Annotated in this window: 10 protein-coding genes; 7 read left to right on the forward strand and 3 right to left on the reverse strand. The window is 61.5% G+C overall.

From position 1 onward, the window contains the following. Positions 1-328: 328 nt before the first annotated feature. Together C8D82_RS06045 and C8D82_RS06050 are read right to left on the reverse strand one after the other, a co-directional pair. Positions 329-1,105, reverse strand: a complete 777-nt coding sequence (locus C8D82_RS06045; protein WP_133245083.1) for a helix-turn-helix domain-containing protein — start codon at positions 1,103-1,105, stop codon at positions 329-331. Between the two features lie 89 nt (positions 1,106-1,194). Then, the gene (locus C8D82_RS06050; protein WP_116883384.1) at positions 1,195-3,384 is read right to left on the reverse strand and encodes an alpha-L-rhamnosidase; all 2,190 of its coding nucleotides are present in this window, start codon (positions 3,382-3,384) and stop codon (positions 1,195-1,197) included. Positions 3,385-3,580: 196 nt separating this feature from the next. Here C8D82_RS06050 and eda point away from each other — a divergent pair, with 196 nt between their 5' ends. The 4 genes from eda (at position 3,581) to C8D82_RS06070 (ending at position 9,351) form a co-directional block, all read left to right on the forward strand. Then, positions 3,581-4,237 (forward strand): bifunctional 4-hydroxy-2-oxoglutarate aldolase/2-dehydro-3-deoxy-phosphogluconate aldolase, encoded by a 657-nt coding sequence (gene eda / locus C8D82_RS06055; protein ID WP_116883385.1) that lies wholly within the window; start codon positions 3,581-3,583, stop codon positions 4,235-4,237. Between the two features lie 3 nt (positions 4,238-4,240). Next, on the forward strand, positions 4,241-5,335 hold the full coding sequence (locus tag C8D82_RS06060) for a sugar kinase (RefSeq protein WP_116883386.1): 1,095 nt from the start codon (positions 4,241-4,243) through the stop codon (positions 5,333-5,335). 85 nt (positions 5,336-5,420) lie between these two features. Beyond that, positions 5,421-6,977 carry a DUF1570 domain-containing protein gene (locus C8D82_RS06065; RefSeq protein WP_116883387.1) on the forward strand — a complete coding sequence of 519 codons (1,557 nt, stop codon included), beginning with the start codon at positions 5,421-5,423 and terminating at the stop codon, positions 6,975-6,977. 4 nt (positions 6,978-6,981) lie between these two features. Further along, positions 6,982-9,351, forward strand: a complete 2,370-nt coding sequence (locus C8D82_RS06070; RefSeq protein ID WP_116883388.1) for a RecQ family ATP-dependent DNA helicase — start codon at positions 6,982-6,984, stop codon at positions 9,349-9,351. 40 nt (positions 9,352-9,391) lie between these two features. On the opposite strand, the gene C8D82_RS06075 is transcribed toward C8D82_RS06070, so the two are convergent. Next, entirely contained in the window at positions 9,392-10,288 is an 897-nt protein-coding gene (locus C8D82_RS06075; RefSeq protein WP_116883389.1) for a helix-turn-helix transcriptional regulator, read from the reverse strand. Between the two features lie 139 nt (positions 10,289-10,427). Here C8D82_RS06075 and C8D82_RS21100 point away from each other — a divergent pair, with 139 nt between their 5' ends. From C8D82_RS21100 to C8D82_RS06090, 3 genes are read left to right on the forward strand one after another with little or no spacing between them, the layout of a single operon-like run. Then, positions 10,428-11,240 carry a prepilin-type N-terminal cleavage/methylation domain-containing protein gene (locus C8D82_RS21100; RefSeq protein ID WP_147836768.1) on the forward strand — a complete coding sequence of 271 codons (813 nt, stop codon included), beginning with the start codon at positions 10,428-10,430 and terminating at the stop codon, positions 11,238-11,240. A 20-nt stretch (positions 11,241-11,260) separates the two neighbouring features. Then, a complete protein-coding gene (locus tag C8D82_RS06085; RefSeq protein ID WP_116883390.1) occupies positions 11,261-13,906 on the forward strand; it encodes a DUF4962 domain-containing protein in 2,646 nt (881 codons plus the stop codon). Then, entirely contained in the window at positions 13,906-15,282 is a 1,377-nt protein-coding gene (locus tag C8D82_RS06090; RefSeq protein ID WP_116883391.1) for an MFS transporter, read from the forward strand. The genes C8D82_RS06085 and C8D82_RS06090 overlap by 1 nt, the downstream gene beginning before the upstream one ends. Positions 15,283-15,405 lie beyond the last annotated feature (123 nt).

Consider the following 15,405-nt stretch of genomic DNA (forward strand, 5'->3'; position numbering starts at 1 on the left):
AAAAATTCGTGTTTTTTTCAATCAAGGTCGGCACAATAAATTCAGGAACTTCTCTCGATTCGCGGGAGCAGTTCAAAAAAACAGGAAAACTTGAATTCTTATTATTGAATCAATCGTAATGGAAATCATAAATTTCGAGAAAGTCCACTGTTTCTCTCCTTTCCCATAACTTTCCCGGTTATGCCGCAGTTGCCGTCCATTTTTTTTATTTTAATTATACTGCAAATTTCTTTTTTTTAAATTGACAAAAACAAATAAGTGTCTTTAAAAATATTAAAAAAAGTCAATTCATTTTCCGCAATCGGGCCGGCTGTGCCCGGAGGGGGCTTCACTGATGGGAAGAATTCTTCCGGCGGTATTGCGCGGGAGTTGTGCCGGTCTGTTTCTTAAAAGCGCGATAAAACGTTTCCAGATTCCTGAAACGGGTTTTCTCCGAGATCTCCCGGATACTCAATGTGCTTTCAACCAGCAACTTGCATGCGGTCTGTATCCGGTAACGGAGCCGATATTGGTAAGGCGGGATATTGAACTGCTCCTTGAAGAACGTTCTGAGGTAAACGGGGCTGTATCCGGCGCGGACCAGCGAAAATTCTTGCCAGTTGATATCTTCATCCAGATGTTCGAGCTTATCCCTTACAACAAATATCTCTCTGGCCAGCTCCGCTCTGCGATCCACTGTTATATCCGGGACAACAAGCAGATTCTGGCGCAGCGAAGTAAACAGATATTCCGCCAGCAGTTCCGGGTCTGTTTTAAGATGAAAATCCTCCAGAGCGTCATGAACAAACGAATCCAGTGAAGCAAGGTGGCGCCACTGTCCGATATGAGGAAGATTCCACTTCTTGCGGTCATAGTTCTCAAACAGCAGCAGAAGAACCCGGTAAGGTTGATTTTTCGGAAAATCGTGAAGCGTCATATCCCCGGCGGCATGACAGAATACAGTACCGCGCCGATATGTATTTCCTTCATAACAGACAGCCCCGCCGACTAAGATTTCCACATACAGCGTATTCCGCTGGACAACAAACGGGCTGAAAGCGCACCGGGTGGAAGCACGGAAATAATAAACGACTGCAAGCCTGGGACTGTATTGACGTTTTTTCATATTTTCCAGCGGAAAAATCAACCCGGACAGAATATTCGAAATTCCGCACCCGGTCGGGCGCTTCGCGCTGCCGGGTGCGGAATCCCGGTTTACGGCAGGCGGCAGCTGCGCTGATAGCGCCCGGATTCGAGTTCGAAGACCGAACCGTCCGGCATCGCGAGAGTCGCGGTGCAGCCGGAGGGGACGGAGAGCTGGATCACGAATTCGCCGTCCTCCACCTTCCAATCCGAAACATAACCGCGGTATTCGGCGATGCAGGAGGCGATCACCGGGAACGGGCGCACCCGCAGATGACGGTATCCCGGCCGCTCCCACTCATGTCGGAAACCGCCGAGATAGCGGTAGAACCACGCGCTGAGGTCGCCGAACATGATATGGTTCCGCGAATTGTTTCCTGTCCAGTTCTCGCCGAGGGTGGTCATACCGAGGTCGATCCAGTACGCCCAGCCCGGAAATTCGTGACGGGTGAAGAACTTCAGCGCCAGCTCCGCATGGCCGTATTCGGCCAGCACACGGGGGATGTACTTCGCGCCGAGAATGCCGAAGTCGCACGCGCAGTTGATCCTGCGGGCGTGTTCGGCGAGGAACTCCACCGCCGGCTGTTTGTATTCGCCCGGCACCAGGTCATGATAGAGCGCGCAGCCGGTGGCGGTGAATTCGCCGATGCCGCTGCCGGTCCCGTAACGGCCGTTTTTGCGGAGGAAGCGGGCGTTGAACGCCTTCTTGATCGCTTCGGCGAGCATGCCGTACCTCTTTTCGTCCTCCGGCCTGCCGAGGATCCGGGCGAACTCCGAAAGCAGCTGCGCATCCATGTAATAGTAACCGGTGGAGGTGATTTCGACCGGACACATCTTCTCGCGGTCAGGGTGGCACCAGTCGCCGAGTCCGAAAAAGACGATATGATCCGTCGCCATCGATTCACAGTAATCCAGATAGCGCTTCATCGCGTCGTAGAAGCACCGGATCGCGGTGTCGTCGCCGGTGTGCAGATAGATGTCCGCGGGCATCGACAGCAGCACGCTGTCCCACGCCGGGCCGCTGCCCCAGTTGAACCCCCAGCCGCCGGAAGGAGCGATGCCGGAGAGCTGGCCGCTCGGACGCTGATTGTCCGCCAGAATCTGCAGCCACTCCAGATAGCTCGCCGCCGGATCGAAGTTGAAAAGACCGGTTTCGGCGGCCAGCATCGCATCGCCGGTCCAGCCGTTCTTCTCGCGGTGCGGGCAGTCGGTCGGAATGCCGACATAGTTCGAGCGGTAGGCCCAGCGGGTCATCGCCTGAAGCCGGTTCAGGTCGGGTTCGGACATCGTGATTCTGCCGACCGAATCGAACGCGGTCCCGACCATGCGCGCCTCGATCTTTCTGATCGCGGCGTTGCCGGAGACGGTCGCTTTGATGAACTGGAAACCGTGGTAGGTGAAACGCGGCTCCCAGATTTCGACGCCGCCGCCCTTGAGGATGTATCTGTCGGTCTGGAATTCGCCGGATTTGACGAATACATCCTGAGATTCGGCGGAGAGGTCCCCCTCCGGCGTCAGCCGTTCCGCATAGCGCAGCGTGACCTCCGCCCCGGCCTCGCCCTCGACGGTGATCCGGGCCCAGCCGGCCATGTTCTGCTTCGTGTCGTACACATCGAACTTCCCGGTCGGAACCGCCGGGAAGGTGCCGAGCACCCGGCACGGCGGCTGCTTTTGCTCGACCGGCTCACCGCCGGGCGGCGCGATCCTGACCGCGTGCGGCCACGCCGAATCGTCGAAACGGTCGCCGGTCCAGCCGGGCACTTCGAGCCGGGCGTCGTAGAATTCACCGTTGCGCAGCGCATTGAAAACGATCGGCCCCTTGCCGACCCGCCAGGTCTCATCGGATTCGAGCACGGTCCTGCCGTCGATTTCCAACTTCAGCGCGAACTTCGGACAGTCGCGCCACGGCGCCGTCAGGAAATTCCACACCTCCGCCGTATTGGGATTGTACCAGCCGTTGCCGAGGATCACGCCGACGGTGTTGCGGCCGGGACGCAGGTAATCGGTGATGTCGAGCGTCACGAAACGCACATGCTTCAGATAGTCGCTGACCGCCGGATCGAGGACGCGGTCCCCGACCTTGCGGCCGTTCAGGTACAGCTCGTAGAATCCCAGCCCGCTGATCGATACCCGGCCGTGTTCGAATTTTTCTTCATATTCAAACTCCCGCCGGAAATGCGGCGCACTGTCGCAGCGTTCCGAACCGAAGCCGCGATCCGTTTCCGGCGCGGCGATCCACTTTCCGAGAATTCCGTTATTCATCGCAAATCCCTCCTCTGTTTCGCGTATATTGCCTTGCTTTTAAGTATAGCTCTCTTCACCGGGAATGCAAACGGCAGAACGCCGAGATTTCAAGAAACCTTTTCATTCCACTGCCGGAAAAAACTTGCATATTCGCCGTTTTGACCGTATACTATAGCAAGGACGATTACTCACAACGAACCAACAGGAGTGACAGATGAGTTTTACGTTGAAAACCGAACAGGTGGTCACCGAACTGGGCAAAATCCGGATCGTTCCGGTCCTGGTGCTCAACGACCTGACCAGCGGCCTCAAGATGTGCGAAATCCTCGCGGAATGCGGCCTGCCCGCCGCGGAAATCACCTTCCGCACCCAGGCGGCGGAGTCGATCATCCGCGCGGCGGCCAAAGAATTTCCGGGCCTCTACCTCGGAGCGGGCACCATCCTGAACACCTGCGACCTCAAGCGCGCCTTCGACGCGGGTGCGAAATTCGCGGTTGCCCCCGGTTTCAATCCGAAAACCGTCCGGACGGCGGTCGACAGCGATTTCGCGTTCGCTCCCGGCGTCTGCACCCCCTCCGAAGTCGAACAGGCGATGGACCTCGGCTGCAGGTTCCTGAAATTCTTCCCGGCGGAAGCCGCGGGCGGCACCAAGATGCTCAAGTCGATCATCGCCCCCTATAAACACCTCGGCGTGCGTTTCATGCCGACCGGAGGCGTGACCACCGCCAATGTGCAGGAATATCTCGCGATCAAGGAAGTCGTCGCAGTCGGCGGCACCTGGCTCGGCAAGGCCGACGATATCGCTGCGGGCAACTGGGACAAAATCCGCGAAACCGTCAAACAGGCGGTCGCGCTCAAGGAAGGGAAGTAAACAATGCTGCAATACAAATCCGCTGAATCGTGCCGTTTCGACGAAGTGAGCCTCGGCGAAATCATGCTCCGCCTCGATCCCGGCTGCGGCCGGATCCACACCACCCGCACTTTCGACGTATGGGAAGGCGGCGGCGAGTACAACGTCGCGCGCGGCCTGCGCCGCTGCTTCGGGCTGCGTACCGCGGTGGTCACCGCCTTTGCGGACAACGCGGTCGGCCGTCTGGTCGAAGACTTCATTCTGCAGGGCGGCGTGGACACCTCCTATGTGAAGTGGGTCCCCTACGACGGCATCGGCCGTACCGTCCGCAACGGACTCAACTTCGTCGAGCGCGGCTTCGGCATCCGGGGCGCCAAGAGCTGCTCCGACCGCGGCAACACCGCCGTGAGCCAGCTCAAGGCCGGCGATATCGACTGGGAGGAGATCTTCGGCAAACAGGGAGTGCGCCATTTCCATACCGGCGGCATCTTCGCGGCGCTCTCCGACACCACCCCCGATGTGGTGATTGAGGCGCTCAAGACCGCCAAGAAGTACGGCACCGTCACCAGCTACGACCTGAACTACCGTCCGAGCCTGTGGAAAAGCATCGGCGGCGTGGAGCGGGCCCGCGAAGTGAACCGCGAACTCGCGAAATATGTCGACGTGATGATCGGCAATGAGGAGGACTTCACCGCCTGCCTCGGGCTGGAGGTCAAAGGCGTCGATGCGAATCTCTCCAAGCTCGATACCGCCAGCTTCCGCGCGATGATCGAGGAAGCGGTCAAGACCTATCCGAATTTCCAGGTGGTCGCGACCACGCTGCGCGCGGTCAAGACCGCGACGGTCAACGACTGGGGCGCGATCGCGTGGAAGGACGGCAAGTTCGCCGAGGCGGTCCACCGCCCGAACCTCGAAATCTTCGACCGCGTCGGCGGCGGCGACAGCTTCGCCTCCGGCCTGATCTACGGACTGATGACCACCGGCGACGTCGAGCAGGCGGTCAACTACGGCGCGGCTCACGGCGCGCTGGCGATGACCACCCCCGGCGACACCTCGATGGCAACGCTGGATGAGGTGAAAAAGCTGATGAAGGGAGCCGGCGCGCGCGTTGACCGGTAACGCTGTCCCTCCGGAAAATCCGACACCTGCGGGGGCATTGTCGCAACCGGAGGTGTCTTTTTCCTGAACAATTCGGAAAGGCAAGATGAAAAAGCACCTCCTGCTGGCGGCGGCTCTTTTAAGCTCCGCACTGTTCGCGGCTCCGGCGCAATTGCGTCCCGGTCCGACGGAAACGCTGCCGGGCGTGGGAATAAAGCTGCGGATTTTCCGGGACTTCACCCCTGCCCCGCTGCCGCTCCCGGCCGTCCGCTGGACCCGCCGGGCGGACCAGGCGAAGCTGTTCAGCGCCGTCGAACTGTGGCGGCACCGGGAAACCGCCGGTGTCTGGAGCGGCGATGCCGGAACCGTGCTGCTTGCCGCAATCACCCAGCCGCCGCCCGATGAAAAGGCGGTTTCCGAGGACGAAGCGACCCGGCTTTTCAACACGGCGCAGCCTCCGGGCAAATGGGATGAGGCGGCGCTGCTCGGCTGGGCCGGGCGCTTCACCGGCATGGAAGCGGTTTCCCTGAAGGAGCTTGACAGCTCGCCGCTCGGGAGAACCGTCCGCGAAGTGGTGTTTTCCGGGAAAGACGCCCAGAACACCGCCGCGTTCCTGATCTGGCCCAGCCGCGAGGAGAACCGCAAATTCCTGCTGCTGGTCACCTCCGCCGCGGCGCGCGACGCCGGGCAGTTCCGCAAGGCGGCCGGGCAATTGGCCGATTCGGTGGAATTTTTCCGTCCCGACGCTTCCGCGACGGTGCGGAGGCTGAACCGGAATACAGCCGCCGGCTCCGAAACGATGCAGGCCAGCCGGGAACGGGTGATCCGCAATATCCGCAACCTCTCCGGCTGGTGGTATCTGGAGAGCCCGAACTATATTTTCGTCTCCAACCAGACCGACCGGCGCGGCATGGAGCGGCTGCGCCGCGAAATCGAACGCGCCCGCAACTGCTTTATGAGCTGGTTTCCGCCGCAGGTCAGAATCAACGAAGTCAGCGTGGTCCGCATCTTCAACGACCGCGACGAATACACCCGTTACGTCGGCGGCGAAATGGAGTGGACCGGCGGCGTCTGGCAGCCGGCTCGCCGGGAACTGGTGATTTCGCCGCTGAGCTGGGACGCTTCGGAAGAGAGACAGCGCGAAGCGATCGCGAAGATCGCATTCCACGAGGGGTTCCACCAGTATCTCCACTACGCCTCCGGCGAACTGCACTTCCCGCTCTGGTTCAACGAGGGGTGCGCCGAATTTTTCGAAGGGATCGAATTCCGGGGGGCCACCAGCTTGGTCGGCCTGCCCGATCCATTGAAACGCCGCCTCGCGCGGCTCTTCGCCTTCAAAAAAAAGTACGACCTCGATGAACTGATCCGGATGAACCGCGAACAGTTTTACAATCGGGAAACCCGGGACCGCAACTACCTGCTCGCCAACGCTCTGGTCTACTATCTGCTCAAGGGTGCTCCGGCCAACGGCCAAAAGGAGTACGCCGGCATCATGTCCCGGTATTATCTCACTTTCAGCAAGACCCGGAACCCCGAGACGGCGCAAAAGGCGGCGCTCGGCACCGTCGACCTGAAACGGCTGTCGGCCGACCTCACCGCGTTCTGGAACGACGAGAGGCAGATCAGGCGGTCAATCCGTTACAATACACCGATGAAAAGGTAGAACAATGCAAACAACCGAAAAATATGGCGCCCGGGAGGCGCTGAAACAGTATTTCGGTTTCGAAGGATTCCTCGACCATCAGGAGGAGATCGTGTCGGCCATGCTCTCCGGCCGCGACCTCTGCGTGATCATGCCGACCGGCGCAGGCAAATCGCTCTGCTACCAGCTGCCATTGCTGCTGCGCCCCGGTTACGGCATCGTGGTGTCGCCGCTGATTTCGCTGATGAAGGACCAGGTGGACGCGCTGATCGAAAAACAGATTCCGGCGGCTTTCATCAACAGCACCGTCTCCTTCGGCGAACAGTGCCGGATCGTCGACCGCGCCGCCGCCGGGGAGCTCAAGCTGCTCTATGTGGCGCCGGAACGGTTTCAGACCGATTTCTTCCGCAACTTCATTTTACACACTCCGCCGTCCACGATGGTGATCGACGAAGCGCACTGCATCAGCCAGTGGGGACACGATTTCCGCCCCTCCTACTGGCGGCTCGGCGAAGTGATCGACCAGTTCAACATTCCGCAGGTGTGCGCTTTCACCGCAACCGCGACGCCGCACGTCCGCGAGGACATCCGCACCCAGCTGCACCGCCCCGGCATGGAGCTGTGCGTGGCGGGCTTCAAGCGGCCCAACCTGTCGTTTCAGGTGGTCAACTGTTCGTCGGACGCGAGCAAGTTCGCGGCGATCCGCAAGCTGCTCGCGCGCAAATGCCCGACCATCATCTACGCTTCCACCCGCAAGGGAGTCGAACAGCTGGTCGAGGAATTCGGCGTGACCGGCTACCACGCCGGCATGCCCGACGCCGACCGCACCGAGGCGCAAGACCGGTTCATGAACGATCCCTGTCCGGTGCTGGCCGCGACCAACGCCTTCGGCATGGGCATCGACCGCCCCGACGTGCGGCAGGTGATCCACTTCAATTTGCCCGGTTCGCTCGAAGCCTACTATCAGGAGGCCGGGCGCGCCGGGCGCGACGGCGAAGCCGCCGACTGCATTCTGCTCTACGCCTACCGCGACCGCTATGTGCAGGAGTTCCTGATCGACCTGAGCAATCCGCCGCCGGAGGTGGTCCAGCAGCTCTACCGCGAGCTGCGCCGCACCGCCGTCGAACGCAAGTCGCGCGTGATCGAAGTCACCCTCGGCGAACTGCTTCCCGGCGTCGAAGACGCGAAATCCGAAAACCAGCTCTCCGCAGCGATGGGCATTCTCGAAAAGGCCGGCATGATCGCGCGCGGCTACCGTCAGAGCAGCCGGGGAGTGATGCAGTTCACCGGCGATCTCGAAGAACTGCGGCTGCTGAACCAGCTGGAAAACACCCAGCGTTCCCGCTTCGTCAGCCGGGTAGTGAAACACTACGGCGCGCAACTCCGGCAGCCGGGCAACTACACGGTCGAGGAGCTTGCAAACGTCGCCGGACTGAACCCGGAGCAGACCCGCCGGGTACTGAACGCATTGAACGGAGAGTGCCTGTCGTGGAACATTCCGTTCTCCGGCCGCAGCACCGAACTGCTCCACCCGGAGCTGGCCGAAGTCGAGCTGGACTACGAGGCGATGAACCGCAAACGGGAGTTCGAGCTGAACCGCCTCGGCGAAGTGATCAGCTACGCAACCGCCCGCAAATGCCGCCAGGCCTGCCTGATCTCCTACTTCGGCGAATCCACCGACGGCTGGAGCTGCGGCAGCTGCGACAACTGCCGCGAAACCGGCCTCGCGGTCAGGCGCGCCCCATCGGCAGGCGAGCAGGAGATCATTCAGGTGATCCTCGGCTGTATCGGCGACTTCGACGGAAGATTCGGCGCAGGCAAGATCAGCCAGATTCTGGCCGGAGCCAGAAGCGCGGAGCTGGTGAACCGCAACCTGCACCACAGCCGCTGGTTCGGCGCACTCTCGCAGCTGCGCCAGAATCAGGTGATGAAATACATCAAATCCCTTGAAGGCTGCCGCTGCATCGGCCGGATCGAGCGCGGCGACTACCCCTGTCTGGAACTGGCCCCGCACGGCATGGAGGTGTTGGCCGGCCACGCCCGGGCCGAACTCGACGTGCCGGAGGAACCGATCCGGGGACGCCGCCGCCGCGAAAGTCCGGATACAAGCGCCATCCGCCGCACCGAAACCAGAGTCGCCCGAATGGAGCATCACGCGCTCTACGACGCTTTGAAAGCAGTCCGTGCCCGGCTGGCTGAACAGCGCGGCGTCCCGGCCTTTCAGGTGCTCTCCAACGCAGCGCTGGCCGAATTCGCGGAACGCCAGCCGCTGACCGTGCAGGAAGCGATGGAAATCAACGGAATCGGTCCGGTAAAGGCCGCCACCGTTGTCCCCCTCTTCCTTGAAGCGATCCGCCTCTGGCGCGCCGCCGAACGCGAAGCCCGCGACGGATAAGGGGATTCTGCGCCGGCAGGATCGAAATCCCCGCTATCTTCTATCGGGCAGCTTCAGGACGGGCGCCGGTCCGGCGGCGGTACTCCAGCGGCGTGAGGCCGGTGCTGCGGCGGAACGCCTGCGTGAAATAGTTCTGGCGGGTGAAGCCGCACTGTTCGCTGATCTCCCTGATCCGCCAGCTGGTGCTTTCGAGCATCACTTTGGCCTGTTCCAGACGCCGGTTGCGGATCGCCTGACCGATGCCGATTCCCTCCCGGGCGGAAAAGACGGTATTCAGATAGTTGGCGTTCTTGCCCAATTCGTCAGCCAGATAGGAGACGCTCAGCCACGGGTAACAGAAATTGTCCTCGATCAGCCGGTAGATCCGTTCGATCAGGAAATCGCCGGAATCCGAGGAGATCACCTCATGCATCCAGTAATCCTCCGACAGCAGTTCCATCCCGAGCGTCCAGAGCCGGAACAGCTTCAGTGAAGTCACGAATCCGCTGCGCGCATGCAGATAACTCTCCGCTTCGCGGTGCATCCGCATATAAGCCGACGCCTGAACCGGCGACAGCACCTTCAGCAGATAGGGGCGCGGCGGCTCCTCCCGCCGGCCGTCCAACAGTTGCAGCGGCTTGAGCCAATACCGCCCGTCACGGCTGCGGAACCGCCAGATGAACGAGCTGTGCTCACAATCCCGCGCGCCGAAGGTGAACCGGTGCGGCACCTCCGGATTCAGCAGCAGCAGCGAACGGACCGGGCACTCCACCGGCGTCAACTGCGGAATATGCAGCGTACAGCCGCGCCGGTCCACCAGAATCAGGTGGTAGGCAGGATGCGTATGCAGCGGGAAATGGTGCTCCTGCGTGAAACGCGAATGGTGCAGCCGGTTGGGTTCCAGTTCCAGAAACCAGCTCTCACCGTCCGCCTCCACCGTAATCTGCGGATTCATCATCGAAAAATGCCTCCCTGAGTTGCTTTGCTATAGCATATCTGAGAAAATTGTCAAAACCATGAGTATTTTACTATTGTTTTTATCATTTTTTTCAAGTATAATTTATAGCACAGCAGGAAAATATACCGGAGGAACCAAAATGGAACATCAAATCGCATCACCGAAATCGACAGGGCTTTCCAAACAGTTTACCTTGATTGAATTGCTGGTCGTAATCGCGATTATCGCGATTCTGGCGGCGATGCTGTTGCCGGCGCTGAACAAGGCCCGGATGGTCGCGCGACAGTCCACCTGCTCCAACAACCTCAAACAGCTCGGCACGATGAGCTCGTTCTACAACTCCGACAACGACGATTTTTTCGTTCCCCACATTTATGACAGCACCAATTGGCGCTGGATCAGCCTGTTCGGACAGGCCGGATATCTGCCGAACATCAAGCACGTACTCTGCCCGGAAGCCGCCGGCGACAACCGGCCCGAACGGCGGGAGCTGATGGCCTCCAACCCGACTGCGGTGATGACTTATCCGAACTACAGCCGATACGCCTATGTCGATTACGGCTACAACTACCGCAACCTCGGCAGTTCGGAACGCAACGGCGGCACTCCCATTGCGGGCCTTGCCCTGGGCGCTCCGGCCAAGACCGGCAAGGTGAAACAGCCCACCAAAACCATCTGCATGGTCGACACCGGCTCCACCGCCGCCGCGGAACTCAGCGGAGGATATTTCACCGTGGAAGATATGGAACAGACCTGGGGCGGACGGCCGATGGGCCGTCACGGCGGCAATGTGAATGTACTCTGGGTGGATGGCCATGTGACCGGCGAACGCATGCAGATGGCGATGTCGCCCGGAACCCCGATGCCGAATCTGGGTTCGGTCTACGGCGCGAACAGCTTCCCCTTCGCCGCCTGGAACTCCGTGATGGAAAACTACTGGGACCTCCGCTGATTTTGAAAGGAACTTATGTCATGAAAAAACTGATGATGATGTTCGCGGCCGGAGCGGCACTCACTGCCGCCGCCGCATTGCCGGAGGTCCGCGACACGGCTTCCAAGCCGCTCGTGCCGAAAACGGAATTTGATTTCTCCGCCGAAGTCACCTCGCCGCAACTGTGGATCGAAACCGCAGACGGCGGCCGCAGGACGGTTGCGCAGGCGCAATCCGGCGGCGTGCTGCGTCTTGCCCCCGGTGAAACACTCGTGATGGATGCGGCGCTGCTGCCGCCCTCCGGCACGCTGTCGGTGCGGGTGCGCACCTCGGCGGGCGGCGGAGGCCCGCTGCTGAAGTTTCCGTTCGGCAAAATGATGCTGACTACCGGCCGGGAAGCCCGGCGGCCGGTCTGGCTGACCGGCATTCCCGGCGCGGAAACGGCGGACGGACGGCTGAACGGACGGGGCGAAGCGCCCGACGGCCATTGGACGCTGCTGTCGGTCGGCTACTCCCCCGACAAGGTGCAGTTCCATTTCGACGGCCAGTTCGCCGGCGAGGGCAAGGCCCGGCTCGGCGCTCCGGCCGGAACCGTCCGCATCGGCGGCAAGCTGCCGCTGGAGGTGCGCGATATCGCCTGTTACGACGTATTGTTCGACTTCAACGACGTGCTCAAGGCGGTTTCCCGCAGCCCGGAGGCGCTGGCGGAAAACGCGAAGCGGCTGGGGCGCACCCCGGCGACGTTCCGCTCCGCAGCCCGTCCCCGGCTGCTGGCTTCCGCACAGGATCAGGCGGAACTGCGTTCCGCCGTCAAACAGGACCCGGCGATGGCCGCGCTGCTCGCCCGTTACGTGACCCGGTATGAAGCCGAAATCGCCGGAGGCGTTCCGAAAGAGGAGAAAGTCGGAGAGATCAAGCGCGAGGACGGCAACCGTCTGGCGATGCTGGCGATCCTTTACGGCGCGACCGGCGACAAACGTTATGTGAAAACCGCTTCGGAATACATCGACCGGATCGTGGACTACCGCATCTGGGACGGCGACCGCCCTTACTGGACCAACAGCGACCTGGTGACCGGCCATCTGCTGCTCGGACTGGCGCTCGCCTACGACTGGATGTACGACGAGCTGGCGCCGGAACTGAAAACCCGGATGCGTGAAGTGGTCCGCTTCCGGGCCGGGGATTTCGCGCGGCGCATCCTCTACAAGCGGTGGACCTGGGCCAATCAGGCGATGAACAATCACGGCTGCGTGACCTGTACCGGGCTGATGGCCGCCGCCGTCGCATTCCATGGCGACCTGCCCGAAACCGCAGTCTGGGCCGACGCGGCGCGGGGCTGGATGAAAAACTTCCTCGCCAACCAGCCGGCGGACGGCGGCGACTACGAGGGAATCGGCTACTCCCAGTATACGCTGGGCCATCTGCTGATCTACGCCGATCTGGTGCGCGCCGAATTCGGAGACGACTGCTACCGCGACTGCGGCTGGCTGGCGAAAACCATGGATTTCCGCATCCAGTCCTCCATCCCGCGGAAACACTGGGTCATCCAGAAGATGCCCGGCGGCCGGCAGCGGCTGGACCATTCGCTGATCTCCTTCGGCGATACCCGGCAGCGCGACTTCTTCATCCCGACCGGTCCCGCCCGGAAGCTGGCGGCGGAGTACAGGCGCGGCGACTACCTCGCCTTCGCGGACAAGGTCGACGCGATCGACAACTTCTGCCGCGCCCACGAGTACCTGTCGCTGCTCTACTTGCATCAGGCGCGGAAATCCGGCGTGAAGCCCTCCTCCGCCCCGCTTCCGGCCTTCGCTTATTATCCGCAGGTCGGCAAGGTGCTGATGCGCTCCGGCTGGGACGGCAACGAGGCGGTGATGATCTTCCGCTGCGGCACTCCGGCCGGAACCGAGGCGCTGAAGAATTTCAGCACCGCGCAGGGCGACGGCCACGTCCATCCCGATGTCGGCGCGGTCTCGCTGTTCGCTGCGGGCGAGCTGATGCTGATCAACTCCGACTACTGCTACAAACTGACCTCCCAGGAGAACACCCTGACGGTCAACGGCGTCGGCCAGCGCGGCGACGACCGCCAGTGGCTCGACACTACCGACTTCTACAAGCACAAGCTCAAGCCGGAGATCCTGCGCGCCGAATCGCACGACGCCTATGACTACACGGTCGGGGACGCCACCGCGGCCTACCGCCCCGAAAGCGGCCTGACCCGGTTCCGGCGGCACATCCTGTTCCTGAAGCCCGACTGCTTCGTGATCGCCGACGAGCTTGCCGCCGACCGTCCCTCGACCTTTGAAACCCGGTATCATTCGCTGCTGCCGGGCAAGGCCTCCGGCAAGAGCGCGATGTTCGGCGGCAGGCGCGGTGAACTCCAGATCCGCGCCCTGCAGCCCCGCGACGGCGAACTCACCTACGAAATCGCCGACGTGCGGCTGATCGACCGGGCCACCGCGCCGCGCAAGACCGGAGTGGTCACGCAGCGCAACACCGTGCCCGCAAAATCCACGCTGTTCGTAACCGTGCTGTATGCCGCGCCGAAAGGCGGAACCGCCGATTTCTCCGCTCGGATCGCCGATGATGTGATCACGGTCCGCAACGGCCGCAAGGTCCGCAAGGTGAAGCTGATCCGCAAAGGCGGCGTCCGGCTCGAAGTCGCGGAACCGGGGAACGGAGCGGAGTAATGCCGGTTTTCCTGCGTGAGCTTCGCAATCCGTGCAGTCAGAAAGTCTGGCGGAACGGCACGCTCGTCTACACCCTCTCCGGCGTGATCTCGCTGTTCTTCCTGCTGCTGACGGGAGATTTCGCGTGGTCGCTCCGGGAACGGTCGATCTTCCAGATCGTGCAGCTGATGTTCAAGACGCACGGCGCATCGGACTTCCTGAATGCGGTGATGATCACCGCGCTGCCCGGTGCGCTCGGCTTTATCCTCGGCCCGGTCATCAGCTACCGGTCCGACCGCACCCGGAGCAGATGGGGGCGGCGGATTCCGTACCTTTTCTTCGCCACGCCGGTCGCGACGGGAGCGCTTTTCGGATTGGGCGTCAGCGTCGAGCTGGGAAACTGGCTGCACGCTCTCACCGGTTTCGGAACGGACCGCTGCATCCTGGTCTTTCTCGGCTTCTTCTGGACGGTGTTTGAATTCGCGGCGGTGATCAGCGGCGTGATGTTCTCCGCGCTGGTCAACGACGTGGTGCCGCCGGAGTTTCTCGGACGGTTCTACGGACTCTTCCGCGCGGTCAGCCTGACCGCCGGAATCCTCTTCAACTACTGGCTCTTCGGGCACGCCGAATCGCACAGCGCCATCCTGTTCTTCTCGCTCGGCGTGATCAACTTCCTCGGTTTCACAGTCATGTGCTGCAAGGTGCGCGAAGGGGAGTACCCGGAGCCGGAACGGGACACCCGCCATCCCGGTGCGCTCCACGCCGTCAAAACCTACTTTCAGGAATGTTACAGCAACCCGCACTATCTATGGTACTACACCTTCAACACGCTCTGCTGGCTCACCATCCTGCCGGTCAACGCCTTCAGCCTCTTCCACGCCAAAAATCTCGGCGTGGACATGGGCGATTACGGCAAGTACAACGCCTACGTCTATCTGGTTTCACTGGCCCTCGCCTATTTCCTCGGCGTGCTCGCCGACCGCTGCCACCCGCTGCGGCTGACCATCGCGGTGATGGGCCTGTACTGCATCGAAACACTGCTGGCAGGGGTGCTGATCACCAATCAGGCCCGCTTCGCGTGGTTCTTCACCGCCCACAGTGTACTGGTCGGCACCTATCTGACCGTCTCCGCCTCACTCGGCTTGCGGCTGCTGCCGAAAGCCAAATTCGCCCAGTTCGCCTCAGCGGGAGCACTGCTGGTCTCATTCTTTTCTGTGCTGCTGATCATGGTTCTCGGGAAAGTGCTCGACCTGCTGAACCACCGGTACACGCTGACCTATCTGCTCGCCTCGGTCGCCGCCTTCGCGTCGGTGCTCGCGGGGCTGGCGCTCTACCGGAGTTTCGTGCGGCACGGCGGTATCTCCGACTACCGCGCCCCCGAGGTCGACTCCCGCTGACGGGACTTTGCCCCCGGGGGCCGGCAAGGCGCCGACGCCTCCGTGTCTGTCCGTGTTTGTCCGGCCGACAGGTATTTTCCTGGCAGGCCGTCGGGGATCAATCAGGTGAAGTAAAATATTTGA

Origin of the sequence: Victivallis vadensis (assembly GCF_003096415.1) — a bacterium.
GTDB lineage: Bacteria > Verrucomicrobiota > Lentisphaeria > Victivallales > Victivallaceae > Victivallis > Victivallis vadensis.

What these genes read in the sequence shown, in the direction of transcription:
- C8D82_RS06045 (WP_133245083.1), bottom strand. Translation starts at nt 1,105, where the DNA reads ATGAAAAAACGTCAATACAGTCCCAGGCTTGCAGTCGTTTATTATTTC.
- C8D82_RS06090 (WP_116883391.1), top strand. Translation starts at nt 13,906, where the DNA reads ATGCCGGTTTTCCTGCGTGAGCTTCGCAATCCGTGCAGTCAGAAAGTC.
- C8D82_RS06065 (WP_116883387.1), top strand. Translation starts at nt 5,421, where the DNA reads ATGAAAAAGCACCTCCTGCTGGCGGCGGCTCTTTTAAGCTCCGCACTG.
- C8D82_RS06050 (WP_116883384.1), bottom strand. Translation starts at nt 3,384, where the DNA reads ATGAATAACGGAATTCTCGGAAAGTGGATCGCCGCGCCGGAAACGGAT.
- C8D82_RS06075 (WP_116883389.1), bottom strand. Translation starts at nt 10,288, where the DNA reads ATGATGAATCCGCAGATTACGGTGGAGGCGGACGGTGAGAGCTGGTTT.
- C8D82_RS06085 (WP_116883390.1), top strand. Translation starts at nt 11,261, where the DNA reads ATGAAAAAACTGATGATGATGTTCGCGGCCGGAGCGGCACTCACTGCC.
- C8D82_RS06060 (WP_116883386.1), top strand. Translation starts at nt 4,241, where the DNA reads ATGCTGCAATACAAATCCGCTGAATCGTGCCGTTTCGACGAAGTGAGC.
- eda (WP_116883385.1), top strand. Translation starts at nt 3,581, where the DNA reads ATGAGTTTTACGTTGAAAACCGAACAGGTGGTCACCGAACTGGGCAAA.
- C8D82_RS21100 (WP_147836768.1), top strand. Translation starts at nt 10,428, where the DNA reads ATGGAACATCAAATCGCATCACCGAAATCGACAGGGCTTTCCAAACAG.
- C8D82_RS06070 (WP_116883388.1), top strand. Translation starts at nt 6,982, where the DNA reads ATGCAAACAACCGAAAAATATGGCGCCCGGGAGGCGCTGAAACAGTAT.